At 43.4% G+C, this 18,126-nt stretch carries 10 protein-coding genes and 1 pseudogene; 2 read left to right on the forward strand and 9 right to left on the reverse strand.

What is annotated here, in order from left to right; genetic code table 11:
* Positions 1-50: 50 nt before the first annotated feature.
* From PUT07_RS35465 to PUT07_RS35640, 3 genes and pseudogenes are all read right to left on the reverse strand, one after another.
* The gene (locus PUT07_RS35465) at positions 51-3,167 is read right to left on the reverse strand and encodes a methyltransferase domain-containing protein (protein WP_338000765.1); all 3,117 of its coding nucleotides are present in this window, start codon (positions 3,165-3,167) and stop codon (positions 51-53) included.
* A complete protein-coding gene (locus tag PUT07_RS21395; protein ID WP_274470467.1) occupies positions 3,160-4,266 on the reverse strand; it encodes a glycosyltransferase in 1,107 nt (368 codons plus the stop codon). The genes PUT07_RS35465 and PUT07_RS21395 overlap by 8 nt, the downstream gene beginning before the upstream one ends.
* A gap of 354 nt (positions 4,267-4,620) precedes the next feature.
* A pseudogene (locus PUT07_RS35640) lies at positions 4,621-4,848 on the reverse strand (DUF6882 domain-containing protein); the annotation flags it as partial.
* A gap of 458 nt (positions 4,849-5,306) precedes the next feature.
* On the opposite strand from PUT07_RS35640, the gene PUT07_RS21400 reads away from it, so the two are divergent.
* Positions 5,307-5,702, forward strand: a complete 396-nt coding sequence (locus PUT07_RS21400; protein ID WP_274470469.1) for a DoxX family protein — start codon at positions 5,307-5,309, stop codon at positions 5,700-5,702.
* A gap of 196 nt (positions 5,703-5,898) precedes the next feature.
* Here the strand turns inward: PUT07_RS21400 and PUT07_RS21405 are convergent, their stop codons facing one another.
* The 6 genes from PUT07_RS21405 to PUT07_RS21430 form a co-directional block, all read right to left on the reverse strand.
* A complete protein-coding gene (locus tag PUT07_RS21405; RefSeq protein WP_274470471.1) occupies positions 5,899-8,547 on the reverse strand; it encodes a glycosylhydrolase-like jelly roll fold domain-containing protein in 2,649 nt (882 codons plus the stop codon).
* 72 nt (positions 8,548-8,619) lie between these two features.
* Complete coding sequence (locus PUT07_RS21410; RefSeq protein WP_274470472.1) at positions 8,620-10,200, reverse strand: extracellular solute-binding protein; 1,581 nt, start codon at positions 10,198-10,200, stop codon at positions 8,620-8,622.
* A 63-nt stretch (positions 10,201-10,263) separates the two neighbouring features.
* Positions 10,264-11,133: a carbohydrate ABC transporter permease gene (locus tag PUT07_RS21415; RefSeq protein ID WP_274470474.1), complete on the reverse strand. Its 870-nt coding sequence runs from the start codon at positions 11,131-11,133 to the stop codon at positions 10,264-10,266.
* A gap of 2 nt (positions 11,134-11,135) precedes the next feature.
* On the reverse strand, positions 11,136-12,032 hold the full coding sequence (locus tag PUT07_RS21420) for an ABC transporter permease (RefSeq protein ID WP_274470921.1): 897 nt from the start codon (positions 12,030-12,032) through the stop codon (positions 11,136-11,138).
* Between the two features lie 297 nt (positions 12,033-12,329).
* Entirely contained in the window at positions 12,330-13,913 is a 1,584-nt protein-coding gene (locus PUT07_RS21425) for a response regulator (RefSeq protein ID WP_274470475.1), read from the reverse strand.
* Entirely contained in the window at positions 13,891-15,594 is a 1,704-nt protein-coding gene (locus PUT07_RS21430) for a cache domain-containing sensor histidine kinase (protein WP_338000766.1), read from the reverse strand. Before PUT07_RS21430 ends, PUT07_RS21425 begins: the two co-directional genes overlap by 23 nt.
* 628 nt (positions 15,595-16,222) lie before the next feature.
* Between PUT07_RS21430 and PUT07_RS21435 the strand changes: the two genes are divergently transcribed.
* Positions 16,223-17,881, forward strand: a complete 1,659-nt coding sequence (locus PUT07_RS21435; protein ID WP_274470478.1) for a hypothetical protein — start codon at positions 16,223-16,225, stop codon at positions 17,879-17,881.
* Positions 17,882-18,126: the final 245 nt, after the last annotated feature.

The following is an 18,126-nucleotide window of genomic DNA, read 5'->3' on the forward strand; positions in this document are numbered from 1 at the left end:
GAATAAAATGTTTAGGCTCCTTCCATTTTACTATAGCTCTATTCCCGTTTTTACTCATCTACTCTTCCTACGCTAAGGAGTAAGTAACCAGGAAACAAACTCTTCTCCTTAACTGATAGTCCCTCAAACCAGTCCCCAATCCATTTTTTCATAGGCTGTGCATCCGGAATAAAATCAAGAAAATCCAAACTATTCATAAACCCAATATCCGTCTCTTCCAATAAGGTAATTCCGCTTTCATCAAATTCTTTTTTTAAGGTCATTACAGGCTCTTCGGCGCCATACATCCAAGTGCCGTTACTTTCAGAGAAAGCTTTACCCACACGGTAAGGCAAGCATTTAGCATTAGGAACAAATACCAGAACAATCCCTCCTGGTTTCGTAACTCTAGCCATCTCCTTCAAAATTTTCACTTTCTCATTAAAAGGAAAGTGCTCCAACACCCCTGCATTCCAGGTGATATCAAAATCCCCATCAGAAACATCCATGTTACGGACATCGGATTGCACAAAACTTCCCGTTGCATCTATGTTTCGAAATGCTTCGCGGCTATTGTTTAGAGCCTTCTCTGAATAATCCACTAGCGTCACATCAGCGCCTTCTTTTGCAAAACGCAAAGAAATTTTCCCTGTACCCGAGCCGGTCTCGATAAAGCTTTTACCTTTTACTCCTCCTTCAACGCGCTCAACAATGGCTTCAAAAATGATTTGACTCAAAGAGTCCCACTCATACGAAACATTTCCTGACCACAGTTGGTCCCACACCTCTTTTTGTTGTATATCCGACATGTTTTCATCCGCTCTTTTCATTAAGGGAATTTCGATAGACTCTTGAATGCAGTGAAGCTTCGCTAATTTCTTAATTCCGTAAGCCCCATATTGATTAAATAACCCCTCTTCATTCAAAGAGAAATCCAAATGTTTATCAGCTAATGACATCCGTTGAGCCATTGTGGCATGATAAACCCACGATTGAAGATTGCATTTGGGTTTCCAGTTCATCCGGGTTCCCATATAATAATGATAACTTAAGAGCAAGCTATCATCCTCGTAGCCCTGTTTGCCTTTTAAAAACTTGATATCGTATCCCCCAACCTCATGTAATACCTTCACTTTATGAATAACTGGATGAACAAACCCTTCATAAATTTCATCTCGAGCCAACCCCTCCAATAATAAACACAAATCCGATAAATGTGCAGGAACTTCTATATGCCCTCCAATTGGCTGCATATCCCCAACTTTCGTCACAATTCCCGGTGAAATCATAGGCTCGTCGGAATGATCCAAATAATCAAGTAGCGGCATGAACCAATTTTTAGGAAAGACCATATCCACATGGATTTCAGACAAATAATCAACATTCGGGTAATGTTTCCAAATGTACTCGAAACAAATTTGCCTTGCATGGGCAATACCTATATTCTCACCTTCACCAAGAATAACAGCCGGAATATCTAATGATGATAAAATGGCTTTCCACTCGCTATTTTTCATACAACCTTGGTTATAAATGACGACAAGTTGATTCTTTGAACCGCGAAGACTTTCTAAACAAGCTAAAGCCATAGTTAAGTCATCATTTATAGATTCACCTCGAATCCATAAAGGTAATGTATGAATGATATCCAGATTCCGCTTCTTTTCTCTTTCGACCCAAGCAACCAAATTTGGATTCACATCCAAAATGGATTCATATTGTTCCCTAGAGCCATATGTCCCTTCAGGGTCGAGCTGCACATATCTCTGATATTTCGCCAATCGGTACTTAAATTTAGACCATCCTAAATGTTTAACTCGAAGCTCCGACAATCTGTGGGGAAGTTCGAAAACGTTTTCCGGGAACCTCCCACAATGCAGTGGGGTTTCTTTCCATTTATAATCGAAGTCTTTACGGTAACGCAATAAAAATGGGCGATAGGCGAAATGTGATTGCCACATAACGTCTTCTCTATAATGGATTTCATCCCAGAAGTCATAAAGCCTGAAACAAAATACATCAGCATCCTGCTGCTGTATAAGATGATGTATTTCTGTAGCAAACCGATGCTCAAACATTTCATCAGCATCCAGATTTAATATCCAATCCGGTTCAGTTGCTAGAGTTTCTAGCCACTGCTGCTTCCGTAAATTGATTTCATTGTGAAACTTTGAATGTTCATTCCTTACCAATCGAACAGGGATACCTTTCAAAGTTTCGAGGCAAACACTGACCGTATCATCGGTACTTCCATCATCGATGATGACAGCTGCATCTATATATTGCCGGTGCTCCTGAAGCACTTCTTTTAAAAATCTATTGCTTTCGTTTTTGACCACCATGGAAAGGGTTAATTTGTTTCGCATTTTGAGACTCCCCCCAGATTCTTGGAAGAAGTGCTCTACACCGTCTAAATCACTTTCTCGATAAATATGGTAAGCAGGGTAATGTGTGTCCACATATAAAGAAAAGCCCAGCGCAGCGGCTCGAATGCAGAAATGACGGTCCTCCCCCCAGAAGGAAACATTGTTAATCGGTTTAAAATTCACACCTGACAGAAGTGCACGGCGACTAATAAGCGTACAAGCCCCTAAACCACCTACCTCATAAACACCAGGTACCTTCAGTTGTGAAATAAATCGATCGGATCTAATCACGATTTCCGCCTCGCTCAATACCTCACCACGCTGTTGTTCCCACAGTGTATACTCGTCACGTAACCATACTTGAGGTTGGAGCTTAGAATCCGGCTGCCACGATGTCCAAAAGATTTCCGAAACGATATCCTTTTCAGTTTGGATGAGACATTCCAACGTATCTATATGAAGAAGTAAATCAGAATCAATCAAAAATAAATAATCGTATTCCTCATTAATTGCATGTTGAATGATCCGGTTTTTAAATTCTGCAACCTTCCATATCAGCTTTTCGTTCCAATGATGTGTAGTTTCATTTTGCTCGTAGTTGTCTCGCTGGTTTGAACGGTAGATCGTCACTTTTTTATTCGCACACGAAAACCGCTGCAGCATCTCACTAGCGAGACCATCTACGTTATCATCAATGAAGAAGAAACCTAATTCCACATCTCGATGTTTTAACCGAATCAGAGAGGTTAAAAATTCGGATAGTATATTTGGCTTTTGATGGACAGGACTTCCGATGAGCACTCGTTTCATTTTCTTAAACACGCCCTGTCTCCCCTTTGCCACTGGATTCTCGACCTAATTTGGACTCTAAGTATGACTTGTTTTGGATAATACGCTTATCATTTGGCCGGTAACGACGCGCAGCTTCATTCTGCTGATATGCTAACTCGTATTTGCCAATTCTGTCGTAACACACACATAACTGTAAGTGGGGTAGCCATGTGGAGTATACTGGGTTTACCACTCCCCAGGTTTCATTAGAAAGTTCCAATTGGGTTGCTAGTGTGTACCAGAAGATGGATGATTGTATGTCATTTCGGTCCAAAAAGTGGTACCCTATTCGACAACAAAACTCAGCACGTGGGGGCCCAAATTGAAACGATCTTAAAGAAGAGTGAAACTCGTTCTGGTGATCTCCGAGTTTATGGAAGGCATCCGCAAGTTTCCCACAAGCTGAGATATTGTCTTCTACCCAGCCCTTTCCGGTGGCTAAAAACTTTTCATAATAGCTAATCGCCTCTTCGAATCTCCGATGATCTAAAAGTTCATTTGCAAAGTAATACAAATCCCTTGGTGAAAATTGTTCACCATGGCTTAAACGATTTTCATATATGCGGAGATTTCTATCGTTATCATGATGAAGGCTACTGTGCGTAACGGCTATATCGCTATTTATAATGACCCCCCACACTTCCAGATACTCATGTACAGCACCAATCCATTGGAAATGATTGCTTCTTTTTACTAATCGATTACGTCTTAAGCTGGTGGTCAATTCACCAAATTCATCGAATGCTAGATGATAATTCATCGTAACTGAATCAATACTTGGTGCAAGTGTCTCCTTTAGAGCAGCAAACATAATGCGATCTTTTTCCATCAGAATGTCATCCGCATCTAACCAAAAAATATATTGCATACTCGCTTGATTAAATGCATAATTACGGGCAGCTGCAAAATCATCAACCCAAACAAAATCGTATATTCGTTCCGTGTATTTTCGCACAATGGCTTTCGTTTGATCGTTAGATCCGGTATCTACAATAATAATTTCATCTACAATATCACAAACGGAATTTAGGCATCTCTCGATGCTATCCTCTTCGTTTTTAACAATCATACAAAGACTTACGGTAATCAATTGGCTCACCTCGTATTAGGTATATTCGCGAGGAAATTCCTATGTGAACAGGTTCTGGCGTTAAAATGATTAATAAAAAAGAAATGCTCAACTGCGAGGCCACTGAAGAACTGTAGTTTTTCTGAACATCCTAAAAGATACGCATAAAAAAATGACCATCATCCCCAGTATTTGGGGTGATGGTCGTTCTTTCATTAGCTATAAAGGCCTTTTTAGTCGGCTTCAGGTAAATTTATGTCAAATGACAAAAATGGGAAAATCTGGTAACCTCCCCAAGGAATTTAGGAGGGTTATTTGCCATCATGAGCGCTAACGATCCGTTTTATATCTTCCTACTTCGGTTATTTTCCTTCATTAACTCAAGGTAGCCGGCTCTGAGTTAAAGGATTCCTTCGTAAAGATGCCAAACCCTGTGATGGACTCTAATTCTTTCAAAACTGAAGGCTGTACCTTGGTTGGATCCGTCATGCTGTTGTTGGCCCACACCCACATCCAAGTGTTGCTTTTACTTGACCATGAACCAATAAAAACGACGCTAAATTCAAGCATTACTTTACCATCATTTTTAAATTGAATTTTGCTTGACTTCTGGTCATTAAGTGTTCATAACAAAATTCCAAGTATTCATCGAACTGGCTATCTGTCATCGACATAAACTACACCATACTTTCATAGCCGATTTGTTATATTAATAGTTCGCCCATTGCTCGCAAACTCCTTTGATCAATCAGGGTTATTAGGAAACTGCCTCTTAATCACCGATTGCATAATACAAATCGATACCGCGATGGAAATAAAAATGAAGCTGAGTCTTCCAAGAGCTTCAGTCCGAATACCAGCACCCATGCCCGGGAAGAACTCCATCCGCCTCTGGCAGCGGATTAAACTCCGGGAAACATGACTTTTGGCATAGAGCATGTAAACTTTCACCAAAAATCATGATCGTTCTTATGTGAATATCTATCTTTTCGCAGATTTGCCTCCTTCCGTTTCTTGATAGCATAAAGGTGAAAGAAAAAACAAAACGAGGAGCTATTAAAATGAAAAATATTAAAACCATCAATTGGATTCTTGCGGGCATTGTTGCTGTATACTTCTTCATATCTGCTTTTTCAGATTTGTCTCATGCTTCCCAAGCTGTAGAGATTGTCAAGAAGTTGGGTTATCCGGAGTACTTTTTGAACATACTTGGAATCGCAAAATTTCTGGGAATTATCGCGTTGCTTGTTCCAAAATTTAATACATTAAAAGAGTGGGCGTATGCCGGTTTTACTTTTGATGCCATCTCGGCTGTCTGGTCAAACATTGCCAGCCACTACCCTTCGGAAAGCATTGCAGGTGTAATAGCGATTGTAATTCTTATTCCCTCCTACATAATGTTCCGCAAGCTGAACGGAATCCGTGTGCAACCCGCCAACAAACAGTCGTCCTTATGAGAGAAACAAGACAAGTAGAGGCCAATATTGCTCGATATGTTGGCACGGCTCAACAAGCTAGAAAGCATATCTCAAAAACACCCATTTTCTTAAAGAAGAAAATGGGTGCTTGGTTTCGTCAAGTTACGGCGCACTTACGAGCTGCCACTGCTGTATTGCTGACATAATTCAGCCTATTTCAATAGGTTGCCATACCTTACTCTTTGATGCTATTTATCCGAACAGGCCCGATAAGTCCGCTCGGTTCCTGCTGCGCGAAGGCCGATAAGAAATCATGCTGATCTTTCGCGAGCGTATTCGTTACTTCAATGACTAACTTGTTTGTGCCCCTCCGAATTAGGCCATTGATCTCCAAGCGGTAAGGCGGACAGATGCGTACTCCCGCTTGCACGCCGTTTAGCCAGACTTCCGCTGTTTCATAAACCTCGCCCAAATCTAAAAGAATATCGTTTGTTGTTTCATTCCACTCAAATTCCGTTTCATAACGAAAGGTGCCCGTAAATCGAGGCAGGCCATCAGGCTTGCTCAAATTCGTTAAAGACGTCAAGGTCCCCCATTCTTTGAAATGAGGATAATGTTCAGCCTCAGCGGTGGCTACGGTCCATTCTCCCTTCAGCTGAAATTCCGAACCTGTCTTGTACTGCGGGAACGCAGCAAATTCTGCAAGAGCCGCTCCATGAAGCAGGACGATGGATTCATACGGATGAAGCTCAAGCTGCACCGTTGTCGCATCTCCCTCCCTGATTGTATGCAGAAGAGTCAATTGATTCAGGAAAGCATTATAGGCATAAACATCGCCTTCGATGGGTAAAATAATCTCTGTGCGTACTATTTGATGCGTGTGTTCGTTAAAAAACATAAATACATCCAAACCGTCATGCACATAATGATAGTTCCGCAGATACGGTTCGTGTTGGCCCACTTTAATATCATAATGTCCGTCAGCATGAAGTTCTTCCGCCAGTTTGTCTAAAGCTACAACCTTTACATGCTGGTGATCGGCAAGACGAGACAGTTCGCTGGAAACCTCTCTCCCCTCGCTGGCTCGAAACGGCATTCCATCAACAAATCGTATGGCTAGTCCTTGGTCGGCAAGAAGGTTCAAACGCCGAATCATCTCCTCCGGAAGCGCTTCTGCATAGGGCACGATCAGGCAATCGTATGCCTCCAGATTTACATGAAGCTTGCCGTCTTTTACGAATGCCGCTTTTAGAAGAGTATCAACGGGAACCACTTCACAATCGATCTGACGTTGCATCAATTTCTTTACGGGCTTCTGAAATAACATCGCTTCCCCCGACCATTCGGCTTCGGCATGATACATAACAGCCGCAGTCGCCACATGGCTTCCACCTGAAATCAGATGACTAATCCGATTCATATACCGGTTTAAATGCTTGTAGTAACGATATTGCGGATTTTTACCGTTAGCATACAGATGCGGAGGACAATCCGGATCGAGAGCTTTCTGGGTAAACGCATGTGGGACGAAATAGTTGACTCCACGGACCAGCATATGGTCTGTAATCCATTTCATCAGCTTTAAGCCTTCCGCCCAGCCATAAGCCCCATACACTTCACACATCGTTCTTCCTTGTTTTTTGGGATCTATGTGTCCAAGCGATACGCCAAGCTTCGCGAGACCGTAGTGGAAAAATTCGCTGTCTGTATCTCCACCCGGCTTGCTGTAAGACAATTCATCGAACCCGGGGACGATTTGCCACAGTACCACGTCGAGGCCCGACATGTCTTGTCCCCACATCGAACGGAAGAAGTGGCCGGGGCCGGGGCCAAGCCTTGCATGTACGTTGTTGTCTTCGAGCACATGTCCGATATATGCTACCCCTCGTGCCCTGCACCATTCTCCGATTTGATTGCAAAAATTATCCTCGTAGAGCTTGCTGACGGTATTCATATAGGTATAACGTATGATATTGGACCTTTCTCCATCATGCCAAAGAAGATAAAGGTGCTTACGGTAGTCCTCACCCAGCGCCTCCTCAAGCAGAGTCGGCATTTCGCTGCTCCATGGCAGCGGCACCGCTTTTTTACCAGGCTTCGAATGGAAGTCAAAGGTAGTCTTATCATTGTAAAATCCGGGCTCATCCGAAAAGAATCCGGCAAATGTCTCCCCAAAATCATCCTTATATCGAGTATAAACCGCCTCATAAACCGTATCGAGCAGGATACGAACGGAATCACGATCCAACGGGTTCAGATAATCCTCCTGTTGCTGGCTGCCGCCCCCCTTATTTTCGGAAATAATAAATACTCGCCAATACCCGTCAGGTATATCCCAATAAAGGATCCCGTCTTGCACAAAGTCGGTGATATCTACACTTTCACTGAGTAGTACGCCATCAGACGGATTTCGACGGACCGCAACAACGGAAATCAGCTTATTGATGCCACTCGCGTATCGGCTATGCGAGAAGGTAGGTCGAAGCCCACTCATCAGCAGGGTATCCAGCAGCAAAGAGGTACCTTGGGCAGGACCAACGGTATCGATATAACGCTCTCCCAAAAACTTGCGATGAAGCTCTTCCGGAGCATCTTTCACCTTCCCTGCAGCATGTCCCGTCGGAAAATGATCGTCATCCAACAGCCATACTTTCATGCGGCGCTTTCGAGCTTCGTCCATAATGATGTCCATATCCGTCCACCATTTCGGACCGAGGAAATCCGGATGAGGCCGCGCCTCGACGCAAACGGCACCAATGCCGGCTTCATGAACACGGGCAATCTCTTCCCTGATTACCTGCTCCTCCTCACCATGCTGCCATAGAAAAGGAAGGATATAATTATGTTCTTGACCATCAAGTACTTCCCTAAGTCGATTGCTCATGCTAGCCTCCTATTATTGAAATATCCGCCCGTCTTCGAATCGAAGCAAGGCGGATATTTTTTGATTCATCGATTATTTTTTTAATTTCGCATACCATTCTCTCGCGCGCTTCGTTGCTTCTTCGCCGCCTGACTTGTTCCATTTGTCTACAAATTCATCGAATTTGCTGATCGGGTACTGCCCCGTAATAATCTTGCTGGCGTATTCGATATACAAGGTGCGATTTTTGATGTCCGGGAAGCCCTCATAGATGGTGGCCGGCAAGCCATCACCGGCAATAGGTTTGGCGTATTTCTGAGCTTCTTGCATGTTTTTGACGGTTTGATCAATCTCCCACATAGTGTCTGCCGATGCGGTACTCTTCAGAATGTCCATTGTAAAGTCAAGTGTCGCCAGACTTGATGACGTATTAAACAGCCCAATATTCTCTTGGGTGCTCTTGTCCTCCGGAAGCTTGACGGCTTTTCCATCTTTCATCGTATAGTGCATTCCTTCTACACCAAGGTAAAGATCCTTCCAAATCTTCTTATCGTACATATTGTTAAGCAGCTTTAAAGTAGCCATCAGTTTCGTCTGGTCCTTGTTGTTCTTAACAACCCATTGTGGATCAATCCTTCTCTTCTGCGTATAAAAGCCCTTAAATCCTTGGACTTCTGGCACGGGAAGTATAGAGAACTGGCCCTTCACACCAGTGTTCTTTTGCAATGCATCCAAGTTAAGATTAAGTGTCTCCACCCATTGAAAGTAGTTCCCAGCCTTGTCCGCGTTAACTTTGCCCTCCCACTTGGACTTGTCGTTCAGAAGTGTTTCCTTGTCCAATAATCCGTCTTTATACAATTTTGCAGCGAATTCCAAAGCAGCCTTCATATTCGGCGTTACCGCAGAATAAGTCAGTTTACCGTCGTACAAGTCCCAATCCGGATAACCTTCGAGCATGGCTACGCCGTACATAGCAAACAGATGGTCCATCCATCGCGCCTCTTGACGCCCGCCGGTCGGTTGCTCATCCTTCTGTCCGTTTCCATTGGGATCTTTATCCCGAAAAGCCTCAAGTACTTTGACATATTCCTCTTGTGTCTTTGGCATCTGTAAGCCCAGCTTATCCAGCCAATCCTGACGAATCATGCCAGCGTATCTTCCGTAGTCTACGACTAAAGGAATATAATAAACTTTCCCCTGACCAGTAGGGTCATTGGCTTTGACGACATTCCAAACATCTTGTGGAATAGCTTGCCACACATTCGGCGCATATTTGGGCAGTAGGTCGGTCAGATCGGCGATAGCCCCGTTTTGAGCCAAGGTGCTTTCTGTGCCCCCATAAGGTAGAAACAAATCAGGCGTTTCGCCGGCTGCGATCTTCAGGTTCAACTGGTTTAAGTAGTTTGTGCCTCCCCCCCATTCCACATACGGGTTAATCACGCCAACTCCAAGCTTCTGCTTAAGAAATTCATACGTCTTGCTGTCTTTGGTGATCGGTTTAAAACCGACATTGGTTCCCCATACTTCAATATCAACAGACTCATTCCCACTAGTGGTTTGGTTCTGAACGGAAGAAGACGGACTTGCTGATGAGTTCGCATTCCCGCTACACCCTGCAGCAGTAATCGCAAGGGCGCCTACCACTGACAATAACCCCATCTTTTTAATATTCATGTATGATTTCCCCCTCAAAATAATATGTTTAAGGCTGTTTGCCTATAAACCGGTAATGACGTTTCACCCTTTTACAGAACCAATCATGGCTCCTTTAACAAAGTACTTCTGCAAGAAAGGATATACCAAAACAACTGGAATAATAGCAAAGATAACCGTCGCAGCTCTCAATGTACGTTCGTTATAGTTCAAATCCCCTATTGTAACGGGCCCCGCCATAATCACGTTATCGTCGGTGATGAACTGCCGGATCTTGATCTGCAGCGGGAACCAATCCGGATTTTGCAAGAAGAAGAGCGGGTGTTGGAACTGATTCCATAACACGACACCGTAAAATAGCGCGAGTGTCGCCAGTACCGCTTTGGACAGCGGAATAACGAATTGGAACAACATTCGGAAGTATCCACTGCCCTCAAGGAAAGCTGCCTCCTCCAATTCCTTAGGAAATTGCTTAAAGAAAGTTCTCATGATGATCAAATTAAATGGATTCAATATGTGCGGTACGATCAAGACCAGCGGGTTATTATAAAGCCCGATGCCCCGGACCGTCAGAAAGTAAGGAACAATAGGCGCCTTGAAAATCATCGCGACCACCACTCCGATCATAATGACGGGTCCCCAGCTGAACTCCGTCTTCGATAACGGGTACGCTAGCAAAGCGGTCATCAGCAACGCAAGTATCGTGCCGATTACCGTCGAACCGAGCGTTAAGAAGAACGCCTTCCATAGGTCGGGACGATCGATCATATGTCCCCAGGAGGCTAACGTAAATTGCTTCGGCCAAATCGTTACCAGATTCATATCGACAGCGCTCTTGGAGCTAAACGATGTAGAGATCACGGACAGCAGCGGTATGAGAGCAATGATTGACAACAGGATGAGAATAATCGTTATGGCTGCGGCGAATGCTTTTTCCCCTCTCGATTCAAACATGTCTACCAGAGCCCCCCATCCGAAAACTTCTTCGATAGCTTATTGAAGATGAATACAAGAATAAAACCGATCACCGATTGAAACAGGCCTACCGCGGTAGCGAAGCTATACTGAGCCTGCTGAATGCCTGCTCGGAACACATACGTATCGATGATATCTCCAACGTTGTAAGTCATCGGCGTGAGAAGATTAAAAACTTGATCGAAGCCTAGATCCATGAAGTTACCGATCTCCAATAAGAATAGAACCAGCACGGTAGGCAGCAGAAGAGGTAACGTAACGTGTCGAATTTGTTTGAACTTGGACGCGCCGTCAATCATAGCTGATTCATAAAGCTGAGGGTCGATAGAGCTGATCGCGGCCATATATACCACGGTGCCCCAACCTGCATCTCTCCAAACAGATGTAATCACGTAGATAGGCCTGAAGTATGCGCTTTCCTGCATGGCAAGCACAGGATCAACACCAAACCACCCCATAACAATATTGAACAATCCACTGGTAGAAAAGATGTCGAAGACGATGCCTGCAACAATCACCCAAGACAAAAAGTGCGGAATGTAGAGTGCAGTCTGGATTCCTTTCTTCAGCGCAGATCTTCGAATTTCATTGATCATCAGCGCCAACAGAACCGGCACTGGGAAGACCATAACAATCTTAAGAAATCCTAGCATCAGTGTGTTGCCAAACACCCGGACGAAGTCGGGGTGGTGAAGCAGGGTCTTAAAATGTTTGAGTCCTACCCATGGACTATCAATAAAACCTTTGAAAACCGAATAATCCTTAAAGGCGATAACGGCACCTGCCAAGGGTATATATTTAAAAATTAAGAGAAAAATCACCCCCGGAATCGCCATGACATACAGCGGCCAATATACCTTCATTCGATGTAAAGCCATTGCTTTCAACTTGTTCCCCCCAGTATCTAGTTGCTGAATTCGCTTACACAGTTACTATACATTCTGGTGGAAAAGCTCTCAACGGGTCAAAAATGTGTAAAAACAGGTCATTTTTAAGGTCCACTTAATAACCACTCCTCTTGGAGTGTCCAGATTGCCCATTTGACCCCAAGATTATCCAGATAATGAGCGTTGGCATTTTTAATGACAAATAAAAAGATTGCTACTATTCGGCTTTCTAGCCGATGGTTGCAATCTTTACATGTTTTAAGCGATGGTTGTCATCTGCAAAGACATTTATATTTTAGGAAGATTTTTACGGTATTCACTCGGTTTGCACCCTGTCAGCCTCTCAAACAATCGGGCAAAATGCTGTGAATCGGAGTAGCCTACCATATGACTGATCTCGTACACTTTCAAATCGGTATTCTCAAGCAATTCTTTCGCTTTGTCGATACGAATCCCCGCCAAAAAATTCACATAAGTATCCCCCGTTTTTTGTTTGAAAAACTGGCTTAAATAATGGGGACTGATGAAAAATCTTGCGGCCAAATCGGCAAGGCTGATCGGCTCATTGTAATGAGTCGAAACGTATTCCTTAATCTCGGCGATGATGATCTTTTTCTTAGGAATATTATGCTTCAATTTGAACGAAATTATTCCCCGGATCACCTCTACCATCCATTCCTCCAAATGCTCCAGCGTCCGAAACCGCGAGATGCCCTCTAAAGACAGGATATGGCGGCTGAGGAAATCGTTTTGCTGCAGCTGCTGGAAAGACATCTTGCGTACGCTCGATAAAAGGATGTTTAAGCAATGAAGTTGGAGATCTGCCGGACTTATGTCAGCCTGCGCTTCCATCCGACGAAAAACCTCTCGGATAATGTCCACGCAACCCACTTCGTCCATGTTTTCGAGACAAGCCTCCAGTTTGGCTATCATCTCTTCAGGAACAAAGTGACTCCGTCCAGTCAGAGTCACGATCTCTTGAAACGGGATCACGGCACCGGCTCCCTTGACAATTTTGTAGCTTAATGCATGACGTGCTTCATCAAAGGATAGGCCGACTTCGAATGCCTGCTTCTTAGGCGCACCAATTCCTACGGTCATAGATAGGTTTAACTCCTGGTATACTTTTGCCTTCATAACCGATATCGCCCGGATCAGTTCTTCGTACTTGATGGATCCCTCATGAGCAATCACCACGGCCACCTGAGCTCCTGTGTAACGAAACCGGTACACTTTTCGGTATTGACTCAAGGCACTGTCTATTTGATAAAAGACGGGTTGAAGTCCAAATTCCTTCAAGGCATCCACATTACCGTCAAATTCAAGCAAGAAACAAGCAAAGCTTGTTCCTTCCGTTGGGATTTGAGCAATCTGAAGAAGCTCTTCCACAAGGTCCGTAAGATCGCTTCCGAGATCAAGAATGTCCCGCAATGCGTTCTCCTGTATCCGGCTGTGAACCTCTTGCTTCAAATCGTCAACCTCTCGAAGCTTCTCCCTCTCCCTATGAATCGACTCCATAACCTGATGAACGCAGTCACGCAGCTGCTTCTCATTCACAGGTTTGTTAATATAGAATTGCACGCCGAGCTGCATGCCTCTTCGAGCGTACTCAAAATCGGCATATCCGCTTAAGATAATGAATTTAGTCAGGCTGCCCGCGTCCTTCAACATTTTGATCATGTCGAGACCGTCTGCTTGCGGCATTCGAATATCCGTAATGACAATATCCGGCTGCAGTTTTTGAATGAATTGGAACCCTTCCAAACCGTTATAAGCCGCACCAACAACCTCGACTTCCGGAATAGAGCGACCGATCATTTTTTTGAGCCCGTTTACAATGCCTTTCTCATCATCCACCAAGATCAATCTCATCCCACAGCACCTCATTTCTATTTTCGCACCCTACATCCCCCTGAATCTTGGGGATTAAAATCTCAACCATCGTTCCGCGGTCAACGCCAGAACGAATCGTCAAATAATATCGATCTCCATATTGAAGTTTTATGCGTTCAGCGATATTTTTGAGGCCTAACCCTTGACTTCCTGGCTCATCGATCTCCCCGAGCTTGTATTTGTCCGACTGTGCATTCTCTAGAGAAGTCAACAGCTGGGCTTGCTTGTGTAAAGACATACCGCTCCCGTCGTCTGTAATCCGGATAAGGATATCCCATTCTTCGGTCCAGACACCCTCAATGTCAATATGCATTTGCCGACTGTAGTCCAGGAATCCATGATTGATGCTATTCTCCACAATAGGCTGAATGACAAGGGGGATGATATGGCAATTCAGCATCTCCTCGGGCACTCTGATGTTCAGTTGAAACATATTGTCAAATCGGATATTTTGAAGCTGCAAATAATTAGCCGTATATTCCAATTCATGCTTCACCGAATGGTGGCTGCCTTCCTTGCCTAAAGCAAGCCGAAACATGCTGGCCAAAATCGCTATCATATCGGCTGCTTCTTCGTCATCATTGACCAGCGCTCTCATACGAATCGATTCGAGCGTATTGTAAAGCATATGCGGGTTGATCTGATTCTGGAGCGCAATGAATTTGGCTTGGCGCTGTTTGATCTCCGCGATATAAACGTCTTTAATCAAGGAGCGAATCGTTAAAATCATATTGTTGTAACTGTGTACCAGACTTCCGATCTCGTCACCCGCCTGCTCTTTCTCTATGGGCACATATTGGCCTGCTTCCGCCTGCTTCATGCTTCTACGTAGCGCTTTTATAGGTCTTGTGATCGTAAAGCTTAATCCAAATGAGATGAGCGTTAGGATCAGACTGCTCAATAGAATGACGATCACGGTCATTCCTTTGATCTGGTTAATTTTCTGCAGCAGCTTTGCGCGCGGGATCTCCGTTTTAATTAACAAATTTCCATGATCGGTACTTCCGGATAAAATAATCCGATCTTCGACTCCATTATTCTTGAAGTCTTCGAAGCCGGGTTCGAGAACCTGCTTCCATGACAACTGGCCGCTGGCCGCACCGGAATGATAAACGACTTCTCCTTGACGATTACTTATGATGACACTCATCCCATATTTATCCCGGGCCAAGACGAATTCGTGATCAAGCTGCAGCAATGCGAATGGATCCAAGTCAATGAGAAGGAGGCCCGCATACGCTCCTCCCGAGCTGTACAACACCCTTCCTACCGTCACGACGGCTCCTGATCCTTTATCCTCATAATAGGATCGGTCATGCAACCCGGTAATAAAAAACGGCTCGGCTGAATTGCGAAGTTGCTTGTACCACTCCTGGGATAATAGTGCTTCCCTATTCACTCTGCTCGTTGCCGTCGTATATTGATAGACGCTGTCATCTCGGCTGACCAGCATCACGGTACTGATTTCCGATTTGAGCAAGGTAACCCTCATCAGCATGCTCTGAACAGCAACACTTTGGTTAACCAACTCGTTCATGGATAAACTTTGTTTATCTCCGAGACTGTAAATCAATTTGTTATCGACCAGAACCGACTTCGTGACCTTATCATATTCTTTCACAAAGTCATTTAAGGAAGTTTTAATTTGTGACGTGTACAAAGCAGCGAATTCTTGTGAGGAATTCTCCAGACTAGCTGCCGATTGGTGAAATATAATGGCGCTTACACAGAGGAGAGGGAGTAGACAAGCCAGAAGATAGCCTGCCATTAGTTTGTTTTGGAACTTCATATTCCTTATTATTAAAATTGCCCGTCGTCTCCAACTATTTCCCATCCTATTCGACCCTTCCTTTGCTGCGTCTTCTCTTGTTATTGTACATATCTAGAAGTAACGACGCTACCGAAGAAACTTATGTAAAAGGTGGATACTCATTTGTTCCTGAGTTTCAATACAGATATAAAGCAGCACCTTTTGTATTCGCTTACACAAAATATACTTTAATACTCTTTATATATCAAAGGGGCATTTGTACGTTTCTGCCCCGTCATTTTTATGATTTTTTCGATTTTATCTTAAAAATGACTATGGAAAAACGTAAAAAAGACCTGTTGAGGTTTCTACTGAAAGTAATATATTGTTAATTGTAAGCGGATACAAACGCTCATGTTCAAGTCCTTCATGCCTGCATAACTAAAAGGAGGGTGGTGATACAAAATGAGGAAGAGTTAAGTTCTCTGGCTAGATTCATTGTAATTTGGGATAGAATCACTAAATTGGAGGCGAAACTATGAAAAAAGGTCTGATTTTCATTTTAACTATTCTGTGTCTTTTGTTGTCAATGGTAACACCGGTATTTGCTTCAGATGGCGTCTCCGACACTGCTAGATCGGAAACCAGCAATGCTGAAATCGGAAGAATAAACATAAGCACCATCCCCTTACCATCTTTTGCAAATAAAAACCTTTCTGGCACCTATACATACTCTGGAAAAGTACTCGTGTCTTATAAAACAGATAACGATCTCAACATATCCGATTTTTATAATATGGCTGTTCTCAACGATGATGGAACTGATTTCCAAGTTATATATTCTGGTGTAATACCGACAAAGCGCATCCGATATATGCCATTTCAGGATAATAAACGAGTCTTATTGGGTGATTATGTACTGGAGTGCATACCTAATATTGACAAATGCAACAAAACCAACCTAATCCCCATCATTTACCCTTCGGCCATTACAGATAATCCAGAAACCTATTGGTCAGAAATAATTATTGCACCTGACAACAAACATATGAGTTGGACTATACTCATGCCTGGTTGGAATGCTGCATCCCTTATTGGTGTCTTGGAACGTAAAAAGGATAATTATGTTCTCGAAAACGTGCAAATCATTAGTTCTGTGCAAAGTTTTAAAAATGACCCGAATAATCCGGGATTTATTATTCCACTTGCAGTGCGAGGTGGTGAAGTTAAACAATTTGTAAATGGAGGAAATGCAATATCCATTGCAGGAGCAAGGGATTTTAGTACAACGGATTCGATTTTGCAGGATTTGAATACAGGGAATGTTAATCAAATCACAAGAACACCTGGATATGATGAAACAACTATATTCTCTCCAGATGAACGTTTGGGAATCGTAATGAGCACGAGATTTTCAAAACATACAGACCCCGCCATATTTGGACTCTTGCCACGGCCGTACGGCGTAAAGACCTCCGCTGTTCCTAACGGGATTCTATACCAATATGCAGTAGATGGTATACGCAAGTTCAGGCATGGCAACATTGGACCGGTATTAATTGATATTAACCGTTCAATGCAACAACCGGGATATCAAGGAGTACAACTCACAACTGATGAAAATTGGGTGTACTACTCCCCAATGTCTTGGCATCCGGACGGAAAACGTGCCATGTGGGGGGAGGGTTTTAGGGGGAGTAACGATTTACAAATGAGGCTTCAGAAAGTGGATCTTCTGGATTATAAGCCAGGGAAGCCTATACCTATTAAAAAAACGACTGATAACATTCCTTATGGCATCAAAGACCTGTCTGTATTAAATTCTAATGATTCCCCTGTAGAAGGGAAAATTGCAGGAAAATATTCTGGATATATTTCTATACTTAATCATAGTTCCCCGAATTTCACAGGATATTCAGACACACAGTATGTAAACTTTAGTGATGATGGCGTCAATTTCTACAATGGGTACGAGAAGGCAAATTATAATTATTTAGGTGAAAGCCGATATGAAGCGAACATTCAATTGACCGGCGAAAAGCAGGGGGTAATGAATTTTAGGGCAACCTTCGGAGTAGCTTTTGGATCCAATCCTGCTAAGCTGTTATTTGGACCAGATGTTGACGGCAAGCCTAAGAGTTACGGATATGCTACCTATAACGGCGTCATGTTAAATATCGAGGACTTGTACGAATAGGACAAATAGGGCGCCTACAGTTTAGCCTATGATCAATGTCCTCATTTTTGATCGCTATTTTTCATGCCCCTTTGTCTATGATGGCAAAACTTAGCTGGCTTTCATACGACTATGGAGCTCTGCTTCCTTAATTAATAAAAATATAATAGGCGTTCACCCAATAGAGTGAACGCCTAATTTTACTTTCGCTAGTTTCTACTAGGAGGAACAGCATTATCAAGGATATATTAAATGAAGAAAGGAGT

Origin of the sequence: Paenibacillus sp. MAHUQ-63 (assembly GCF_028765165.1) — a bacterium.
In the GTDB taxonomy this organism is placed as follows: domain Bacteria; phylum Bacillota; class Bacilli; order Paenibacillales; family NBRC-103111; genus Paenibacillus_E.